This is a genomic window from Nonomuraea sp. GTA35 (assembly GCF_041950525.1).
Classification (GTDB): Bacteria; Actinomycetota; Actinomycetes; order Streptosporangiales; family Streptosporangiaceae; genus Nonomuraea.
The window spans coordinates 778,477-792,485 of the sequence record NZ_JBGNUV010000003.1 but is presented as its reverse complement, the minus strand read 5'-3'; the positions used below and the strand labels follow the sequence as shown (position 1 = coordinate 792,485).

Annotated in this window: 30 protein-coding genes; 28 read left to right on the top strand and 2 right to left on the bottom strand. The window is 66.6% G+C overall.

Annotated elements, in window-relative coordinates; translation table 11 throughout:
• Window positions 1-98 precede the first annotated feature (98 nt).
• The 7 genes from ACBJ32_RS17110 to ACBJ32_RS17080 are packed head-to-tail and all read left to right on the top strand — an operon-like array spanning window position 99 to window position 2,658.
• Window positions 99-263, top strand: coding sequence for a hypothetical protein (locus tag ACBJ32_RS17110; protein WP_375127566.1), 165 nt, complete (start codon window positions 99-101; stop codon window positions 261-263).
• Window positions 263-487, top strand: a complete 225-nt coding sequence (locus ACBJ32_RS17105) for a hypothetical protein (protein ID WP_375127565.1) — start codon at window positions 263-265, stop codon at window positions 485-487. The genes ACBJ32_RS17110 and ACBJ32_RS17105 overlap by 1 nt, the downstream gene beginning before the upstream one ends.
• Before the next feature lies 1 nt (window position 488).
• A complete protein-coding gene (locus tag ACBJ32_RS17100) occupies window positions 489-1,379 on the top strand; it encodes a hypothetical protein (RefSeq protein WP_375127564.1) in 891 nt (296 codons plus the stop codon).
• Complete coding sequence (locus tag ACBJ32_RS17095; RefSeq protein WP_375127563.1) at window positions 1,372-1,686, top strand: hypothetical protein; 315 nt, start codon at window positions 1,372-1,374, stop codon at window positions 1,684-1,686. The genes ACBJ32_RS17100 and ACBJ32_RS17095 overlap by 8 nt, the downstream gene beginning before the upstream one ends.
• Window positions 1,687-1,730: 44 nt before the next feature.
• On the top strand, window positions 1,731-2,153 hold the full coding sequence (locus tag ACBJ32_RS17090) for a WhiB family transcriptional regulator (RefSeq protein ID WP_375127562.1): 423 nt from the start codon (window positions 1,731-1,733) through the stop codon (window positions 2,151-2,153).
• Window positions 2,153-2,413: a hypothetical protein gene (locus ACBJ32_RS17085; protein WP_375127561.1), complete on the top strand. Its 261-nt coding sequence runs from the start codon at window positions 2,153-2,155 to the stop codon at window positions 2,411-2,413. Before ACBJ32_RS17090 ends, ACBJ32_RS17085 begins: the two co-directional genes overlap by 1 nt.
• Window positions 2,410-2,658 (top strand): WhiB family transcriptional regulator, encoded by a 249-nt coding sequence (locus tag ACBJ32_RS17080; protein WP_375127560.1) that lies wholly within the window; start codon window positions 2,410-2,412, stop codon window positions 2,656-2,658. The genes ACBJ32_RS17085 and ACBJ32_RS17080 overlap by 4 nt, the downstream gene beginning before the upstream one ends.
• Window positions 2,659-2,854: 196 nt before the next feature.
• Here ACBJ32_RS17080 and ACBJ32_RS17075 read toward each other — a convergent pair whose 3' ends face one another.
• Window positions 2,855-3,070 (bottom strand): hypothetical protein, encoded by a 216-nt coding sequence (locus ACBJ32_RS17075; RefSeq protein WP_375127559.1) that lies wholly within the window; start codon window positions 3,068-3,070, stop codon window positions 2,855-2,857.
• Window positions 3,071-3,235: 165 nt separating this feature from the next.
• Here ACBJ32_RS17075 and ACBJ32_RS17070 point away from each other — a divergent pair, with 165 nt between their 5' ends.
• The 13 genes from ACBJ32_RS17070 to ACBJ32_RS17010 all read left to right on the top strand — a co-directional run bounded on the left by ACBJ32_RS17070 (window position 3,236) and on the right by ACBJ32_RS17010 (window position 10,853).
• Entirely contained in the window at window positions 3,236-4,042 is an 807-nt protein-coding gene (locus ACBJ32_RS17070) for a hypothetical protein (RefSeq protein WP_375127558.1), read from the top strand.
• A 231-nt stretch (window positions 4,043-4,273) separates the two neighbouring features.
• The gene (locus ACBJ32_RS17065) at window positions 4,274-5,860 is read left to right on the top strand and encodes a DUF5131 family protein (RefSeq protein ID WP_375127557.1); all 1,587 of its coding nucleotides are present in this window, start codon (window positions 4,274-4,276) and stop codon (window positions 5,858-5,860) included.
• Between the two features lie 66 nt (window positions 5,861-5,926).
• Complete coding sequence (locus tag ACBJ32_RS17060; protein WP_375127556.1) at window positions 5,927-6,811, top strand: hypothetical protein; 885 nt, start codon at window positions 5,927-5,929, stop codon at window positions 6,809-6,811.
• A complete protein-coding gene (locus ACBJ32_RS17055; RefSeq protein ID WP_375127555.1) occupies window positions 6,808-7,116 on the top strand; it encodes a hypothetical protein in 309 nt (102 codons plus the stop codon). The genes ACBJ32_RS17060 and ACBJ32_RS17055 overlap by 4 nt, the downstream gene beginning before the upstream one ends.
• Before the next feature lie 196 nt (window positions 7,117-7,312).
• The gene (locus tag ACBJ32_RS17050) at window positions 7,313-7,627 is read left to right on the top strand and encodes a hypothetical protein (protein ID WP_375127554.1); all 315 of its coding nucleotides are present in this window, start codon (window positions 7,313-7,315) and stop codon (window positions 7,625-7,627) included.
• Window positions 7,620-8,012 (top strand): hypothetical protein, encoded by a 393-nt coding sequence (locus ACBJ32_RS17045; protein WP_375127553.1) that lies wholly within the window; start codon window positions 7,620-7,622, stop codon window positions 8,010-8,012. Before ACBJ32_RS17050 ends, ACBJ32_RS17045 begins: the two co-directional genes overlap by 8 nt.
• Complete coding sequence (locus tag ACBJ32_RS17040; RefSeq protein WP_375127552.1) at window positions 8,009-8,380, top strand: hypothetical protein; 372 nt, start codon at window positions 8,009-8,011, stop codon at window positions 8,378-8,380. The genes ACBJ32_RS17045 and ACBJ32_RS17040 overlap by 4 nt, the downstream gene beginning before the upstream one ends.
• Window positions 8,373-8,576 carry a DUF397 domain-containing protein gene (locus ACBJ32_RS17035; protein WP_375127551.1) on the top strand — a complete coding sequence of 68 codons (204 nt, stop codon included), beginning with the start codon at window positions 8,373-8,375 and terminating at the stop codon, window positions 8,574-8,576. Before ACBJ32_RS17040 ends, ACBJ32_RS17035 begins: the two co-directional genes overlap by 8 nt.
• Entirely contained in the window at window positions 8,482-9,327 is an 846-nt protein-coding gene (locus tag ACBJ32_RS17030) for an HNH endonuclease signature motif containing protein (RefSeq protein WP_375127550.1), read from the top strand. Before ACBJ32_RS17035 ends, ACBJ32_RS17030 begins: the two co-directional genes overlap by 95 nt.
• Window positions 9,328-9,440: 113 nt before the next feature.
• Window positions 9,441-9,785, top strand: a complete 345-nt coding sequence (locus ACBJ32_RS17025) for a hypothetical protein (RefSeq protein ID WP_375127549.1) — start codon at window positions 9,441-9,443, stop codon at window positions 9,783-9,785.
• Window positions 9,782-10,291, top strand: coding sequence for an ASCH domain-containing protein (locus ACBJ32_RS17020; protein ID WP_375127548.1), 510 nt, complete (start codon window positions 9,782-9,784; stop codon window positions 10,289-10,291). Before ACBJ32_RS17025 ends, ACBJ32_RS17020 begins: the two co-directional genes overlap by 4 nt.
• On the top strand, window positions 10,288-10,656 hold the full coding sequence (locus ACBJ32_RS17015; protein WP_375127547.1) for a hypothetical protein: 369 nt from the start codon (window positions 10,288-10,290) through the stop codon (window positions 10,654-10,656). The genes ACBJ32_RS17020 and ACBJ32_RS17015 overlap by 4 nt, the downstream gene beginning before the upstream one ends.
• A complete protein-coding gene (locus ACBJ32_RS17010) occupies window positions 10,653-10,853 on the top strand; it encodes a hypothetical protein (protein ID WP_375127546.1) in 201 nt (66 codons plus the stop codon). The genes ACBJ32_RS17015 and ACBJ32_RS17010 overlap by 4 nt, the downstream gene beginning before the upstream one ends.
• Before the next feature lie 4 nt (window positions 10,854-10,857).
• Here the strand turns inward: ACBJ32_RS17010 and ACBJ32_RS17005 are convergent, their stop codons facing one another.
• A complete protein-coding gene (locus ACBJ32_RS17005) occupies window positions 10,858-11,142 on the bottom strand; it encodes a hypothetical protein (protein WP_375127545.1) in 285 nt (94 codons plus the stop codon).
• 156 nt (window positions 11,143-11,298) lie between these two features.
• On the opposite strand from ACBJ32_RS17005, the gene ACBJ32_RS17000 reads away from it, so the two are divergent.
• The 8 genes from ACBJ32_RS17000 (at window position 11,299) to ACBJ32_RS16965 (ending at window position 13,965) form a co-directional block, all read left to right on the top strand.
• Entirely contained in the window at window positions 11,299-11,577 is a 279-nt protein-coding gene (locus tag ACBJ32_RS17000) for a hypothetical protein (protein ID WP_375127544.1), read from the top strand.
• A gap of 84 nt (window positions 11,578-11,661) precedes the next feature.
• Window positions 11,662-12,150, top strand: coding sequence for a hypothetical protein (locus tag ACBJ32_RS16995; protein WP_375127543.1), 489 nt, complete (start codon window positions 11,662-11,664; stop codon window positions 12,148-12,150).
• A gap of 51 nt (window positions 12,151-12,201) precedes the next feature.
• Window positions 12,202-12,411 (top strand): hypothetical protein, encoded by a 210-nt coding sequence (locus ACBJ32_RS16990; RefSeq protein WP_375127542.1) that lies wholly within the window; start codon window positions 12,202-12,204, stop codon window positions 12,409-12,411.
• Window positions 12,412-12,487: 76 nt separating this feature from the next.
• On the top strand, window positions 12,488-12,688 hold the full coding sequence (locus tag ACBJ32_RS16985; RefSeq protein ID WP_375127541.1) for a hypothetical protein: 201 nt from the start codon (window positions 12,488-12,490) through the stop codon (window positions 12,686-12,688).
• 67 nt (window positions 12,689-12,755) lie between these two features.
• Window positions 12,756-12,998, top strand: coding sequence for a hypothetical protein (locus tag ACBJ32_RS16980; RefSeq protein ID WP_375127540.1), 243 nt, complete (start codon window positions 12,756-12,758; stop codon window positions 12,996-12,998).
• Between the two features lie 52 nt (window positions 12,999-13,050).
• Entirely contained in the window at window positions 13,051-13,203 is a 153-nt protein-coding gene (locus ACBJ32_RS16975; RefSeq protein WP_375127539.1) for a hypothetical protein, read from the top strand.
• A gap of 34 nt (window positions 13,204-13,237) precedes the next feature.
• The gene (locus ACBJ32_RS16970; RefSeq protein WP_375127538.1) at window positions 13,238-13,558 is read left to right on the top strand and encodes a hypothetical protein; all 321 of its coding nucleotides are present in this window, start codon (window positions 13,238-13,240) and stop codon (window positions 13,556-13,558) included.
• Window positions 13,559-13,656: 98 nt separating this feature from the next.
• Window positions 13,657-13,965: a hypothetical protein gene (locus ACBJ32_RS16965; protein ID WP_375127537.1), complete on the top strand. Its 309-nt coding sequence runs from the start codon at window positions 13,657-13,659 to the stop codon at window positions 13,963-13,965.
• The last annotated feature ends 44 nt before the right edge of the window (window positions 13,966-14,009 follow it).

Below are 14,009 nucleotides of genomic sequence, written 5' to 3'. Positions count from 1 at the left end.
CCTGTGGCTGGTGTTCGGCCTGCTACCAGCGGTGGAACCGGGCCGGGCGCCCTGCCGAAGGCCCGCCACCACCGATGACGCGTGAGGAGTCCCGACAGTTGGCTGTCGCTGCCGTACGAGCGAACGCTGAAGGCAGGCGCGAGGACTACGCCGAACTGCGCTCCTGGGGCGCATCGCGCACCCAGGCCGCAGCCCGTCTCGGCATCCACATGGAGACCGTGCGGCGGTACGAGCGGCTGCTGGGCCAGGAGGTGGCTGCCTGATGCTCCCCATCCGCCTGATCGGCTCTCAGAAGGCCGTCGAGGGCACGGTCCGCGTCCTCCGGGAGACGGGTGCCGAGATCGCCACCGACAGCGGCACACAGCCCGCCCGCAAGGGCGGAGACGGCAAGGTCCGCCGCTACGTCGTGGCCCGCCTCGCCGAGTCCCCGGACGTTTCCGGACCGGTTCGGAACAGCTCGGAACGATCCGGAACGGAGGCGTCCTGACATGGCTCAGCTCACCTACTACGTCGCCCCGTGGGACCGCGAGAAGCCAGAGGCCGAGACGCCTGTCGTCGATGTCCGTGATGGCCTGAGGTGGGGGTACCTGGGTTCTGATCTGGACCGCTTCGCCCGCATGGCCTGCTCCCGCAACATCGGGAACTTCGCGTTCCACCCGGCTGAGCGCTACGAGATCGCCTGGTCAGCCATCGCCATGGAGCTGTACACGGCCTCGGAGCAGCCCTCGCCGGCGGACCTGATCGACGTGGGATGGCAGGCCGTCTCGACCGCCATCGCAGACGAGAACCGCCACCATGGCCGCGACCGGATCCGCTACAAGGGAACGATCCGATCGTCGTTCGTGCGGTTCTGGTTCGACGCCTCCCTGCATGTAGGGAGCCCTGAGGGGCCCGTCGTGGACCGGCTGGCGGTGCACCAGATCTGGCCCCTCCTCACCGAGGGGCAGCAGGAGGCGCTGCTGGCGTTCGCGGTCCACGGCAGCGTCGCCGACGCAGCTACCGCGCTTGGCAAGACGAAGGCCGCCGTTCACAAGCTCGCCGACGAGGGCCGTAAGCGGTTCAAGCAGTGGTGGCACGAGGGCGAGGCCCCGTCGAAGCCTTGGATGCGTGACCGGCGCAGCTCCATCCCCGCCACGCACTGCCCGTCCGGCCACGAGCGAACCGACGAGACCTCGTACGTGAAGTACACGATGCGCAACGGCAAGCCTAAGCAGCAGATCATCTGCCGGATCTGCCGGGAGGAGCGCCGTCACCGCGGTTCTTCAACCTCAACGCATGCCGCCCGTGAAGGCATCACTCCCATGGATGCCGCTTCGAATAGCGAATGGGCCGAGTCCACCTCTCTGAACAGTTCCTGCGCGGAGGCATCCCATGCCTGACCACTCCATGGGCGTGCTGAGAGACGCCCTCACCTGCATCGTCCCGTTCCACATGGCCGAACTGCACGCCCGCCGACTCACTCCGCAGAACCTGGAGGCGATCGCCTCACGGGCCGGCAAAACGTTCAGCCACCTGGGCGACGCCCTCATGTTCGCCAGCAAGGACTCCGGCCGGACGCTCAGCAGCGAAGCCCAAGCGATCAACGCGCTCGCTGAAGGGATCGCCGCTGCGGAGCTTCTCCAGCCGGGCGAAGGCTCGCGGATCCTCGACCGAATCGCTTCCGTTTCGGAGGTCTCCGATGCCTGACACCTCCTCTTCTTCACTCCCCTCACAGATAGGAGCAGAGCGCCATGGCTGACTGGACGGACCGTGCGGCCTGCCGCGACGAGGATCCCCGGCTGTTCTTCCCCGCGGACGGTGAGCGGGAGGGGCAGCGGAAGTGGCGGGAGGTCAAGGCGAAGCGCGTCTGCGCCCCCTGCCCGGTGCAGGGGGACTGCCTGGAGTACGCGCTGGCCCGAAACGAGCGCGAAGGCGTCTGGGGCGGACTCAACCCTGACCAGAGGGCGCGGGAGGCAGACAGGCGCGCCGCTCTACCTCCTCCTCCGAAGCCTGCGCTGGTGGTGGAGAAGACGTGCACCCGCTGCGGGGTTGTGCAGCCGGTGGCGGCGTTCACGAAGGACGCCAAGCAGAGAGATGGGCTCAACCCGTGGTGCCGAGGGTGCACCGCTGAAGCGAGCCGGCGGCGCCGCGCGGCAGAGCAGGCGGTGGCCTGATGAGCGACTACGTCACCCCGGTCCGTGGCCACGACGCCGAATTCCTGCTCGGCATCCAGAGGGCGTCCAACGACCGGCAGGTCCAGGCAGCCAAGGCGGGACGCCGGCCGGTCCTGGCGAAGTCGCCGGTGCGGGATGTCGGCCCGATCCCGGAGATCACGCCCGGGGAGGCCCAGGCTGCGGCCAGGTTCGTCCGCCGGCGCGTCGAGAAGCCCGCAGTGCGTGAGGTGCTGCAAATGCTCGGCCTGGAGGCGTCGTGACCGACTGGCGCTCCCGCTCCACGTGCAAGGACGTCGACCCCGATCTGTTCTTTCCGGACGCCGGACCTCTACCCCGGTCGGTCGCCCGCATCTGCCAGCGCTGCCCGGTGCTGATCACGTGCACATTCGACGCGCTCCGCCGCAACGATCTCGGCTACCAGGCCGGGCTTTCGAAGGCGGAACGCGACCGGATCCGCAGGTGGGACCGCGCCCAGCGGGCCCGCATGGAGCGGAGCGCGTCATGACCCCTCAGGAGCTGTACGCCGCCGTGGACGCTCTCCGGCAGGCGAAGGGGTGGCCGTGGTGGAAGGTGTCCATCGCCTTGGACATCTCTGCCGAGCGGATCAGGTTCATGCGGCGAGGCCAGGTATCCCCGCGGCTGCGTTCCCGTGCTGAGGAGTGGTTGGGGGAGGCGCCATGACCTCGACGACGGCTGGCGGATCAGGAATGGCGTTTGGCGTCCTCGTTGACGCGCTTGACGATCGCGCGGATGGTCTCACGGGACCAGCCGGTCACCTCGGCCACGTCGATGATCTGCCAATCGCCGGAGTTCACCGCGCGGGCTATCTCCACGTCGAGTTCGTATCGGGCCTGCTCAAGGCGCTCTTGAGCCGTCTTGTGGGCCCGAATCTTCGCCACCAGGGTTCCCGTCGCCATACGCACATCGTCGCATGTCAGTGTCATGCAAGTCAGTTTGTCATATCGTGCGCCAAGTAGCTTTGCGTATAGTAGAGACAAGTCACATACCCGATCGGGGGAAGCGTGAGTAAGTTCCGAGACGTCGGTCGAAGCCCTCTGCGGACGCCGGCCAAGCACGCCCTGATGTGCGAGATCTTCGGCAGGGAGGTCGGTGTGGCCGCCCTGAAGTCCGACGTGGACAACCTCTTCTGGATCGACCTGACGGCTGGTGACGGCGTTGTGGACGACCAAACACAGGACGGGCGTCCACTTCCGTGGGAGAAGAACTGTTCGCCCGGCATCCTCGCCTACTACGCCCGCGGAAGCCTCAAGCCGATCACGGTCGTCCTGTACGAGATCAAGACGGCGACCTTCGATCGGCTCGAACGGAACCTAATGAGGGAACTGCCCCGTCTCGGTTACGAGTACGACGGCGACGAGTGGGTTTGCGGCAACGCCCGCGTGCGCCTTGTGAACAAGAGCGGTGCCGAGGCCACCCTCGACGGCATCACCGACCGTACCGCCGTGGTCGTCAGCAACGACCCAAACGCGATCACGGACTGGGCCATGCGTCGCGGCTTCACGGCCGAGATCCGCCAGCGCACCCCGTGGTTCCGCTCCATCTCCACGATGGGCTGCAACGTCGGCGGCATCAAGCGGATGGAGTACGACGAGCGGTTGAAGTGGTTCGCCCTGGTCGAAGAACAGAGGGAGCGCCTTCCGGCTCACCACGACCTGATCATCGCGGCCATTGAGAACGACGCATCTCAGTGGGCCTACCTGTTGTGTGAGCCGGTGAAGTGGCGCTCCAAGGCGGTCTCCGCGATCGAGCGGGCCTTCGGGCGGCACCGCCTGTCCGTCGAGCACGCGTGGTTGCGCGTCGAGCCGAGCAAGTTCCGCTCCATCCAGGAGAGGCTCTTCCTGACGAAGAGGGAGCGGGGTTCGGCGTGAGAACGCCGGCCTACCGCTCCTACCGCGAATACCTGCGTCACCCCAGGTTTCTCGCGATCCGAGCAGAGGTGTTCCGGCGCGTCAACAGCATCTGCGAGATCTGCTGGCGCGCCCGCGCAACAGAGCCGCACCACCTCCGCTACCCGCCCTGGGGCTCCTTCGACGTACCAGAGAACATGATCGCGGTCTGCCATGGATGCCATTCCGCGATCCACGGAAAGGACAACTGACTTGGCCAGACTCGGCCCCTTCGAGGTCCACCCATTCGCCGACGCCTTCCCTCTCATCGACGGGGACGAGTTCGCCGAGCTGGTGGACGACATCAAGCGGCAGGGCTTGCGTCAGCCGATCGTGCTCAACCACGACCGGACGATGTTGATCGATGGCCGGAACCGCTTCCGTGCCTGCATGGAATCGGGAGTGGATCCCGTCTTCGAGGTGCTTCCCGAGCGCTACACCGAGGCGATGATCCTCGACTACATCGTCTCGACCAACATCGAACGGCGACACCTCAATGCCGGCCAGAAGGCGCTCGTCGCGCTGGAGTACGAGAAGGCGGTAGCCGATGCGGTCAAGGCTGGAGAGGCTGAGCGGAAATCCACCGCTGTCGGTGACAACAGCAGCCGCAATGGTAACGCTCCGTACAATTTGACTCCGGCAGATCTGCCGGAGTCGCCGCCCAAGCCTCTCACCGCCGGCCAGCGAGCGATTGCCGCCTTGGCGATGGAACCGCAGATCAGGCGAGAGCGGGAATCGCGCGAGCGTGCAGCGAAGGTTGTGGGAGCGTCCGGCCGCGCCGTCCAACAGGCCAAGGCCCTTCAGCGTGACGCGCCGGACCTTGCCGAGAAGGTTCGTGCCGGGGAAGTCGCTCTCGACGCCGCCGACAAGCAGCGGAAGCAGCGCATGGCCGCGATGCCGAAACCTGAACCCGCACCGAAACCGACCGCGGTCATGCTCACCCTCCGCACGAACACCGGCGAAGAGGTGCTGTACCCGAAGCCGCTGAGCAAGGCGACGTTCAACGCGACGACCGGCGACGGGATCTCATGGGCGAACTGGTCGTGGAACCCGGTAACGGGCTGCCTGCACGGCTGTGACTACTGCTACGCCCGCGAGATCGCCACGAGCGACCGGTTCAAGTCGGCGTACCCGGTCGGCTTCACTCCGCTGTTCCACCACGAGCGGCTCGACGCGCCGACAAACACCGTTGTCCCGGCCCAGCACCGTGACGATCCCGCGTGGCGTCGCGTGTTCGTCTGCTCGATGGCGGACCTGTACGGCCGGTGGGTGCCGGACGAGTGGATCGCCGCAGTGCACGAGTCGATGAATGCGGCGCCGTGGTGGCAGTACATCACCCTGACCAAGTTTCCGGGCCGCTACGTCGGCCTGGACATGCCGCCGGGCGCGTGGGTCGGCACGTCGGTGGATGAGCAGAAGCGTGTCCGGATCGCCGAGGACGCCTTCCGGAAGATCGACGGTGTGAAGGTGAAGTGGCTTTCCCTGGAGCCGCTCAAGGAGTCGTTGGAGTTCACTGACCTGTCGATGTTCGACTGGGTGGTCATCGGCGCCCAGACCGAGACGCGGCAACCGTCCGGCGTGGTGCCGGCGTTCGCGCCGCCGTTCGAGTGGGTGGCCCGGATCGTCGCGCAGGCACGCGAGGCGGGCTGCAAGGTGCACCTTAAGCCGAACCTTCTCGGCAGGACGAACCCGAGCTCGCCTGGCATGCAACTCCCTGACGAGTACCCGGAGGGCACGTTCGTGGCCCCCACTCATGAACACCAGACCGGCTCCGACCCAGACGAGGAGCCGCCGTTTTGATCCCGCGAAGACAGGCCCTGTACCCGCCAGCCTGATCCTTCGACCCCGAAAGCGAGCAGTAACCCGATGCTCTACTTCGATGACCAGTTCCCGATTCACCGCAAGGTGACACGACTGTCGGATGCTGCATTTCGCCTGCACGTCTCGGCGATTTTCTGGTGCGGACGCAACCTCACTGACGGTGCGATCCCCGAGGAAGATCTCGAAGACGTGTCAGCGCAGGTGCGAACGCCGGCACGGTTCGTCCCCGAGCTGCTGAAGCGTGGACTCTGGCACGAAGCCGGGCAGTCGTGCGCGTCCGAGGCGTGCCCTGCCCCCGCGCCTGAGGGTGCATGGGTGATTCACGACTACTTCGACTATCAGCCGACCAAGGTGAAGGCGGTCAAGAAGCGCAAGGACAACGCCGAGAGGCAACGCCGCTGGCGAGAGCGGCAACGAGAACCAGAATCGCGTTCCAGAAATAACGGTGTTAGTAACGCATCGCGTAACGCGTTACTAACGCAACCCAGTCCAGTCCCGTCCAGTCCCGAAGGGACTAGGACGGATACAGGTAGTCAGTCTTCTTCCCGCCGTAACGCGCCTGCGTGGGCGGAAGACGACGACTCCATTGATCTCGGCATCGTCGAACTCCTGGCGGAGTTGACGAGCCATCAGATCTCAATCCTCGATGCCGCCGCTATTCGGCAGCGGATTCTTGGCACCCGCCAGATCCGCACCAGCCGAGCCGCCTACGTGGCTGCGGCCATCGTGGACAACCCCAGCAAGTTCCTTCCCGTCGTCGAAACCGAGTTCAGCGACCGCGCGAAGTCACTTCGAGCGGTGCCGGAGTGGTGCGGACTCTGCGAAAGCGACACCTACCGCTGGCTGGTGCTTGCCGATGGCCGCTGGGCCAAGTGCCCTGCCTGCAACCCCGACGCCAAAGACCCGTTCGCCTCGAAGGAGGTGTCATGACCAGCAGCAACTTAGACCAGGAGACTCGCGACGCCATTGCTGCTCTCGTTCACCGACTACGCCAACGTGATGCCGCAAGCCACGCCGAGCGGGCAGACGTTGAGCCGTTCGCGCTGGAGTACGTGATGGCGCTCAGACTGCGCGGGTGGAGGCCGACGCCAGCGCAGGCCCGGGCGGTGTGGGGACCGCCTGTGGGCCGCGGCGCCGATCCCGGAAAGCACGCCGATGAGCTGGAGGCCGCCCGGGAGGCGTGCGCGGCGGGCTCGGCGAAGCTCCGTACTGAAGCTACTGAGCGTCTCTCGTGAGCCGGGAGCCGATAGACGAACTTCGGGATCGGGTGCGCCGCCTCGAAGCAGAGCGGCTGCGACCTGAGAAGCCGCTCCTGCCCACCAGGGTCCGTGGGCCGATGGGGGAGCTGATCCAACTGCTGGACAGGTTGCTCACAAACCCCGGCCCACCTGACCCGCTTCCCTCTGACCTCACCCCCAAGGAGGACCCGCGATGACGTGCATCGCGTTCGGCCACGACCAAGCGCACGAGGCGCTGAAGCAGTTCCTGTCCGATGACGAGGACGGCAGGTGGAGTAGCGGCCGGCGGATCGCCCGCTACATCACCCGCCCGGACGACCGCGGCCTGGCTGCGGTGATCGTGGACCCGGGCGAGTACGAGGACCTGCAGGAGGCGGAGGCTGCGCTGAACGCGCTGAGGCAGGTGTTCGCCCGCTACCCCGAAGCCGGCGTCGGCGTGACTGCCCCTCCCGTCCCCGTCCCGACACTCACCGAGACCACAACCGAGGAGACCGCTACCCATGACTGACACCAAGATCGAACCGAACCCGTACAGCCCGTACGCCAACGCAGACCCGGAGTACCGGCACCTGATCCTTTCGCTGTTCGGTCTGAAGCCGAGCGCGGGCGTGCTGTGCCTGACCGCGTGCGACCGGATGGCGGTCGCGCCGGAGGAGCCGCTCCAGGAGGCCACCGACAAGCTCGGCGACGGCGGCCTGCCGGACGGTCTGTGCCCGAGCTGCGTGGCGATGGCCCGCTCCGGTGAGGCTCCCGTCCCGCCGCGTCCGCAGGAGTGCCGCGAGTGCGGCGATCTCGGCTCGCAGGGCGAGTGGTGCGCGCTGTGCCGTCAGGAGCTTCACGAGGCGTGGTGGCCGACCCGCAACGAGGCCGAGGGCGAGGTGGTCTCCCGGTGAGCACCGAAGAGTGCGGTGCGGTGGGCGAGCACGGGGACGTGTGCGGCCTCCCGCCTCACGACAGGGGCCTGTGCCAGTCCAGCGAACCGCGCAAGCACGTGTCGTCGCCGGAGCAGGCGGGCAAGCCGTGGCGCTGGTACCGCGACGCCGCCGTTGCCTGGAACACCGCCCACCCGGTCGGCACGCCGGTCCTGGCGTGGCCTGGAACCCGGGACGACGAGCCGCTGATGACCCGTACCCGCACCCCGGCGTGGACACTCGGCCACGGTGCTGCGGTGGTGTCGGTCGAAGGCCGGTCAGGCGGTATTGCCTTGACCCACATCCAGCCGATCGAGCCTTCCGGGCAGGAGGTGGTCTCTCGTGGCTGAGACGGCCTGGCGCAAGTCCAGCTTCTGCAACGGCGCTACCGCCTGCGTAGAGGTGGCGGCGGTCGAGGGCTTGGTGGCGTTACGGGACTCGAAGGACCCGGATGGTCCTGTGCTGCTTTTCAGCCGAGCCGAGTTCGAGACGTTTATCGCCGGAGTCAAGGACGGCGAGTTCGACCTGGAGAGTATGCATGGCTGAGACACGGACCGCTACGAAGGTCGGCAAGGACTCGGCCCCGGCACGCTTCTGGGCCAAGGTGGATGCCTCGGGCGATTGCTGGGAGTGGACCGGTGCCCGGGGCTACGGGTACGGCCGGTTTTCGGTTGCAGCTGGCGATCACCGAGGAGCGCACCGCTGGGCCTACGAATATCTCGTCGGCCCGATCCCGGAGGGCTTACAACTCGATCACCTGTGTCGCAACAGAGCGTGCGTGAACCCGGACCACCTGGAGCCGGTCACTCAGGCGGTAAACCTGGCGCGCGGTTATGGGCGCAGTGCACAGAATGCCGCGAAGACTCACTGTCCCAAGGGGCATCCCTACGACGAAGGCAACACGTGGAAGCACGCGAACGGGTCCCGGGTGTGCAGGACGTGCGCAAATGAGAGGAGGCGGCAGAAGCCGCGACCGAAGTACGGGAATGGCCCGAACGTAACGCACGGTTTGAGGTCCACCTACACGCGCGGGTGTCGCTGCGAACTGTGCAAGAAGGCATCCAGTGAGTTCGAGAAAGCTCGTCGGCCAGCCGGAGCGAAACCGCTAGAGACTCTGAGCTGCGAATACTGCGGCCAGGCGTTCACTGCCCCGCGCCTTGGAAGGGCGAAGTACTGCTCGGCTCGGTGTCGTGACAGAGCAGCGAAGCAGCGCAAGCGCGATGGGAACGCCGCCACAAAGCGGCCCGCACAGCCCCCAGATCCCCCTCTCGCCGCTTCTAAGGGCCAGAACGACTAAGGGTCTACGGGCAGGCTTCAGCGGGCTTCTGCGGCCCGCTGAGCCGTTCTCCAGTACGAGAAAGATCACAAAGAATCCCGATCAAGATCCATGTTCGATAGGAGATCCGAACGATGCGAGGCATCAACGAGCCGCCCGTCAAGGTCTGGCTGGTGTGGTCGAACGAACACGACGCCTGGTGGAAGCCGCAAAGGTGCGGCTACCACCACGACGTCTGGCAGGCCGGCCGCTACTCCGAGACCGAGGCCGCCGAGATCTGCCGGAGGGCGGCGTACGGCTGGCGTAATGGCTCGCTCCCGCCTGAAGTGATGGTCTCCGCCCCGGAGAACGACCAGGACAAGTTCTCTACGGATGATCTCCGCTACATGCCTGAGCGGATGGCCACCAGGGCGGCGGAGGCCACTCGGGAGGCGATCGCCAAGCGGCGCGCCGAGCAGGTCAGCGAGGTGTCCCAGTGAAAACGCTGAGTGTCCGTCAGCCGTGGGCTTGGGCCATCGCTCACGGCGGGAAGACCATAGAAAACCGTACGTGGAGCACCGGCTACCGGGGCCCGCTCATGATCCACGCGGGCGCACGCTGGGACGACGACGGAGCGTGGGACCGGCGGGTCCTCAGGGCGCTGCACGCGTTCGGCAACCGCTTCGACCCGCCGCTCCGTGTCGAGCGGATCGGGACGAAGACGCACCGCCTGATCCGGGATTCGCAGCTCACCCCGTCCGCCATCGTCGCAGTCGTTGACGTGGTCGGCATCTGTACCGCCCGCTCGACCGCTGAGCAGTGCGGGTGCGGCGTGTGGGCCGCTGAGGGGCAGTGCCATTGGCGTCTCGCCCGTCCCCGCCCACTCGATGAGCCCGTGCCCTGCAAGGGACGACTGGGCCTATGGGACCTGCCGACTGATGTCGAAGCGGCGGTCATGTCGCAACTCGCGGTGGCCTCCCAGCAGACGGGGGAGACGTCCCGGTGACCGAAGCCAAGATCGTCAACCTGACATCGCACGCCATCCGCATCTACCACCCGGACACTCCGGACCGGATCGACGACCTGGACCAGGGACTCAAGCACCTGATCCCAGCTTCCGGTACCGTCGCCAGGCTCGCCACGATCGACCTGGGCACCTGGTACACGATCGACGGCATCCCGATCGAAGGCGTCGAGTACGGGCACGCCCACGACCTGCCGGCCAAGCGGGACGGCGTCCACTACGTGGTGTCGCTCGCCTTAGCGCTCGGGCAGCAGGGCCGTGACGACCTGCTCGTCCCGTACTCCGAGGTTCGCAACGGAGACGGCACCGTGGTCGGCTGCCGGGTGCTGGCGCAGGTGGCGGGATGATCCGCCGCTTGTGGCGCTGGCTCATCGACGACGACCGTGACGCCTTCCTCCGCGAGTCGGCCAGTCTCATGGCCGATCAAATGCGCAAGCTCACCGATCAGCAGCAGGCGGACCTGTTCGCGACTGCTCCGGAGGTCTGGTGGCACGCCAACCGGGTGGCCGCATGCGTGGATCTGCGGGCGAAGGCGGGCCGGTGAACGGCTACTCCTCCGACTCGCCGGCGGGGGGCTCGTGATGCTGGACCTCGCGGCCGACTGTCGGCGGGCGAAGCCGTTCCACGCCCTCGGCGCGGGCGATGCGGCGGAACAGTTCATCGGTCAGGCCGGTCAGCTTGGCGAGTTGGCCTGTAGTGGCGCCGCGCTTGAGGGCATCAGTGGCCATCTCTTTGACCTCGGGCAGGAGCGCTCTCTGCGCCTCGTAGTGCCGCTTGAAGCGGGCGAAGGTCTGCGCTTCGCGGTCGTCGGGGGTGTAGTCGCTCTTGCTCATGGCCCCATCGTCCCACACGCATTGGCCACCGGGAAGGCCACCGTGTTGGGCTGTCTGGAAGAATCATGAAACCCAACACGTTGGCCTATTGACTCCCAACATGTAGGCCAATAGGTTGGAGTCATCAGCAAGGGATAAGACGCCAGGGAGAACGAGATGACCGCCACGATCACCGCAAGGGCCACCAGTACCGGCGACACCGCCCTGAACATGGCCATGGCGGCAGGCTTCGAGGTGGAGCAGCACTTCGCCGACCAGCGGCGCGGCGTCTACGTCCACATCGTGGTCCACGCGGACGGCCGATCGCTCCACCTGCACCGGACGCTCAACACTGGCCGGTTCTCCGCCGCCCAGGGCTACAACCGGCCGAAGTGGAACACGCCCCGCCTCTCCGCCCGCAGCATCCCCGCCCTCCAGCGCCTCCTCGCCCCCTAGCAGCCCTCCGGCCCGGGGAGACCCGGGCCACTCCCTCTCCCTGAACCCGTTCTGGAAAGCCCCCGCCCCGACGTAGGAGACGAGATGACGCTCATGGCCACCGAGACGAAGACCGCGACCTCGAAGACGTTGGGCCAGCAACTCGCTGACGAACTGCGCAGGCAGTTCCGCATCGGCACTCGCACTCGGTGGAGCACGATGCGCGGCTTCGGTCGCCTCTCCCCCGAGGATGGTCGCGAGATCGTTCTCGCGGGGATCGACACCTGTATCGAAGACCCCGACTGCCTGCCCGCTGACGTGCGGGAGCTTTACCGTCTTGCGTGGCGCGGCCCGGTCTGCTCTTGGCGTCACCACGTCGAGACGGGGCGCGCTGACCTCTCGCAGACGCTGTACCTGCGGGATCTGAGCCCATGGCAGTTCATCAAGGTCCTTGGCGACATGCTCGACGCGAACGTCACCAACACGGGCGAGGGAGAACGCTGGCTTGAGGCTCGCCGCGATCAGGACCGCGCGGCTTGGCGCAAGGCCGAAGACGCCCGACAGGCGCGCTGGAACCGAGTCCTTGGCCGCTGACGCTGTTTCTGGCCCTGGAGAACCAGGGCCACCTGCTTGAACGGAGTAACGATGACGAAGCCCCCGAGCAGCAGATGGCGCGTCTACCTGAACCAGGTGGTCGAAGGCGAGCACAGAAGCTTCCGCAGCGAGAACAAGACGTACGAGTACGTCCGCGAGCGACTTGAGGCGGGCGTGCAGAAGGTCATCGTGCATCAGTGGGATTGCGGTCGGTGGCACCTGTACGAGGAACTGCCCGGGGAACGCGGCCCGAACGCCTGACGCCTCCGTCTCCCCGGGAGGAACTCCTCCCGGGGACTCCCAAGACCCCTCCCCGCCCCTGACGTAGGAGACCCGCATGAGCACCGAAGAGACGATCACGGTTCGAGCCCACGTGAGTTTCAACGCGGTAGGTGCCGACGCGTACGTCGAGATCGAAGTTCCTCGCGCCGAGTGGGAGGCCATGACGGAGGAGGAGCAGGACGAATACATGGCTCCGTACCTCGAAGTCCTCATGCAGAACCACGTCAGCAGCAGCTACCACGTCCTCGACGACTGACCTTCCCTTCCCTGCCCCGGGTCCTCTACTGAGGGCTCTCAACCCCCTCAACGACCAAGGAACCGAGATGAGCGACACCACCGAGATGGTCGCCGAGTACGTCGGCGAAGACGGCCGCACCTACCAGATCGACCACCTGGGCATCGGCTACCCGAGCCAGCGCGGCGAGTACGCCGTCTACTGCGAAGACCGGATGGTCGCCGACTTCCTGGCCTTCAACACGCTACTCAAGCCCGAGTTCCAGCCGCCGCTGCCCAGCACGGCCGAGCTGATCGAAATGGCGAAGGCCGCTGTTCGCGACTCCCGCTGACCTTGTGGTCCGGTCTTCCCTGCCGGACCACACCTACCCCCTGGAGATCGACATGAGAGCCGAGAACACCGGTCTGACGGTCGTCCTCACCATGAGCCACCGCGAGGCCCGCGAGCTCGAAGCGGAACTGCTGTGGTGCCGCGACGACGACAAGTGGTCGAAGAAGGCGTGGGAGGCGTTGAACGCCCTCCACGAGAACCCCTGACCTTCCACCCTCTCAATCCCCTGGAGAACCGACCATGAGCAACGAAACCAACCCGATCAAGCCTGGCGACGCAGTGAAGGTCCTGGTCGCCGGCTACGCCTACAAGAGCGCCACGCCGGGCGTGTGGGAGGTAAACATCGACGACGACGGTGTCATCTACGCCGACACCGAGGAGATGCTGCCGAACCGCGCAAACGTGAAGCCGCTCGCCCAAGCGCCAGCGCTGTACGACTTCGCCCGCTGGATCGTCTCTCTCGACGACCCTGACGGTCCCGGCTTCGATGCCCGCAAGTCCGTGTCCATGGCGCAGATCATCGGCAAGGCGCGTGAGGCTCTCGCCCTGCCCCAGGAGTGACCCGTTCGGCCCTCTTCTCCCGGTACGGCAGGGCAGCGTTCAGAGCGCGGAGAGCGGCGCTGAGACCGAAGACTCATCGACGACAAGAGGAGACCAACGTGAGTGGCAGTCTGACCCCTCAGGAACGCGAGGACCTTGCGAGCGCCGCAGCGGCGATCCGGGCGGCAGGATCAGCGCTGGAGAAGGACAGGGCGACGGCGCGGCAGTTTGCCGACGTAGCCCGCTCTGCCCTTGAGGGCATCGACGAGGTGACGATCGGCCGTGTGCTGCTTCTGGTCGCCGCCGCCATCCCGCAACTGCAGCGCACAGGCCACGACCCGCGCACGATCGGCAACGTGTTCACCCTCGCCGCGATCGACCTCACAGCGAGCGATGCCGCCTCCCCGGACTCCCCGAAGGAGACCTGACCGATGGCCACCTACGACGCTCCCGACTGCACCTGCGGAGCTCC

Coding starts and splice junctions, on each gene's coding strand:
- ACBJ32_RS17025 (WP_375127549.1), top strand. CDS start 9,441: ATGCGAGGCATCAACGAGCCGCCCGTCAAGGTCTGGCTGGTGTGGTCG.
- ACBJ32_RS17000 (WP_375127544.1), top strand. CDS start 11,299: ATGACCGCCACGATCACCGCAAGGGCCACCAGTACCGGCGACACCGCC.
- ACBJ32_RS17075 (WP_375127559.1), bottom strand. CDS start 3,070: ATGGCGACGGGAACCCTGGTGGCGAAGATTCGGGCCCACAAGACGGCT.
- ACBJ32_RS17085 (WP_375127561.1), top strand. CDS start 2,153: ATGAGCGACTACGTCACCCCGGTCCGTGGCCACGACGCCGAATTCCTG.
- ACBJ32_RS17055 (WP_375127555.1), top strand. CDS start 6,808: ATGACCAGCAGCAACTTAGACCAGGAGACTCGCGACGCCATTGCTGCT.
- ACBJ32_RS17050 (WP_375127554.1), top strand. CDS start 7,313: ATGACGTGCATCGCGTTCGGCCACGACCAAGCGCACGAGGCGCTGAAG.
- ACBJ32_RS16980 (WP_375127540.1), top strand. CDS start 12,756: ATGAGCGACACCACCGAGATGGTCGCCGAGTACGTCGGCGAAGACGGC.
- ACBJ32_RS16975 (WP_375127539.1), top strand. CDS start 13,051: ATGAGAGCCGAGAACACCGGTCTGACGGTCGTCCTCACCATGAGCCAC.
- ACBJ32_RS17010 (WP_375127546.1), top strand. CDS start 10,653: ATGATCCGCCGCTTGTGGCGCTGGCTCATCGACGACGACCGTGACGCC.
- ACBJ32_RS16985 (WP_375127541.1), top strand. CDS start 12,488: ATGAGCACCGAAGAGACGATCACGGTTCGAGCCCACGTGAGTTTCAAC.
- ACBJ32_RS16995 (WP_375127543.1), top strand. CDS start 11,662: ATGACGCTCATGGCCACCGAGACGAAGACCGCGACCTCGAAGACGTTG.
- ACBJ32_RS17100 (WP_375127564.1), top strand. CDS start 489: ATGGCTCAGCTCACCTACTACGTCGCCCCGTGGGACCGCGAGAAGCCA.
- ACBJ32_RS17070 (WP_375127558.1), top strand. CDS start 3,236: ATGTGCGAGATCTTCGGCAGGGAGGTCGGTGTGGCCGCCCTGAAGTCC.
- ACBJ32_RS17105 (WP_375127565.1), top strand. CDS start 263: ATGCTCCCCATCCGCCTGATCGGCTCTCAGAAGGCCGTCGAGGGCACG.
- ACBJ32_RS17060 (WP_375127556.1), top strand. CDS start 5,927: ATGCTCTACTTCGATGACCAGTTCCCGATTCACCGCAAGGTGACACGA.
- ACBJ32_RS17030 (WP_375127550.1), top strand. CDS start 8,482: ATGGTCCTGTGCTGCTTTTCAGCCGAGCCGAGTTCGAGACGTTTATCG.
- ACBJ32_RS17090 (WP_375127562.1), top strand. CDS start 1,731: ATGGCTGACTGGACGGACCGTGCGGCCTGCCGCGACGAGGATCCCCGG.
- ACBJ32_RS16990 (WP_375127542.1), top strand. CDS start 12,202: ATGACGAAGCCCCCGAGCAGCAGATGGCGCGTCTACCTGAACCAGGTG.
- ACBJ32_RS17005 (WP_375127545.1), bottom strand. CDS start 11,142: ATGAGCAAGAGCGACTACACCCCCGACGACCGCGAAGCGCAGACCTTC.
- ACBJ32_RS17045 (WP_375127553.1), top strand. CDS start 7,620: ATGACTGACACCAAGATCGAACCGAACCCGTACAGCCCGTACGCCAAC.
- ACBJ32_RS16970 (WP_375127538.1), top strand. CDS start 13,238: ATGAGCAACGAAACCAACCCGATCAAGCCTGGCGACGCAGTGAAGGTC.
- ACBJ32_RS17095 (WP_375127563.1), top strand. CDS start 1,372: ATGCCTGACCACTCCATGGGCGTGCTGAGAGACGCCCTCACCTGCATC.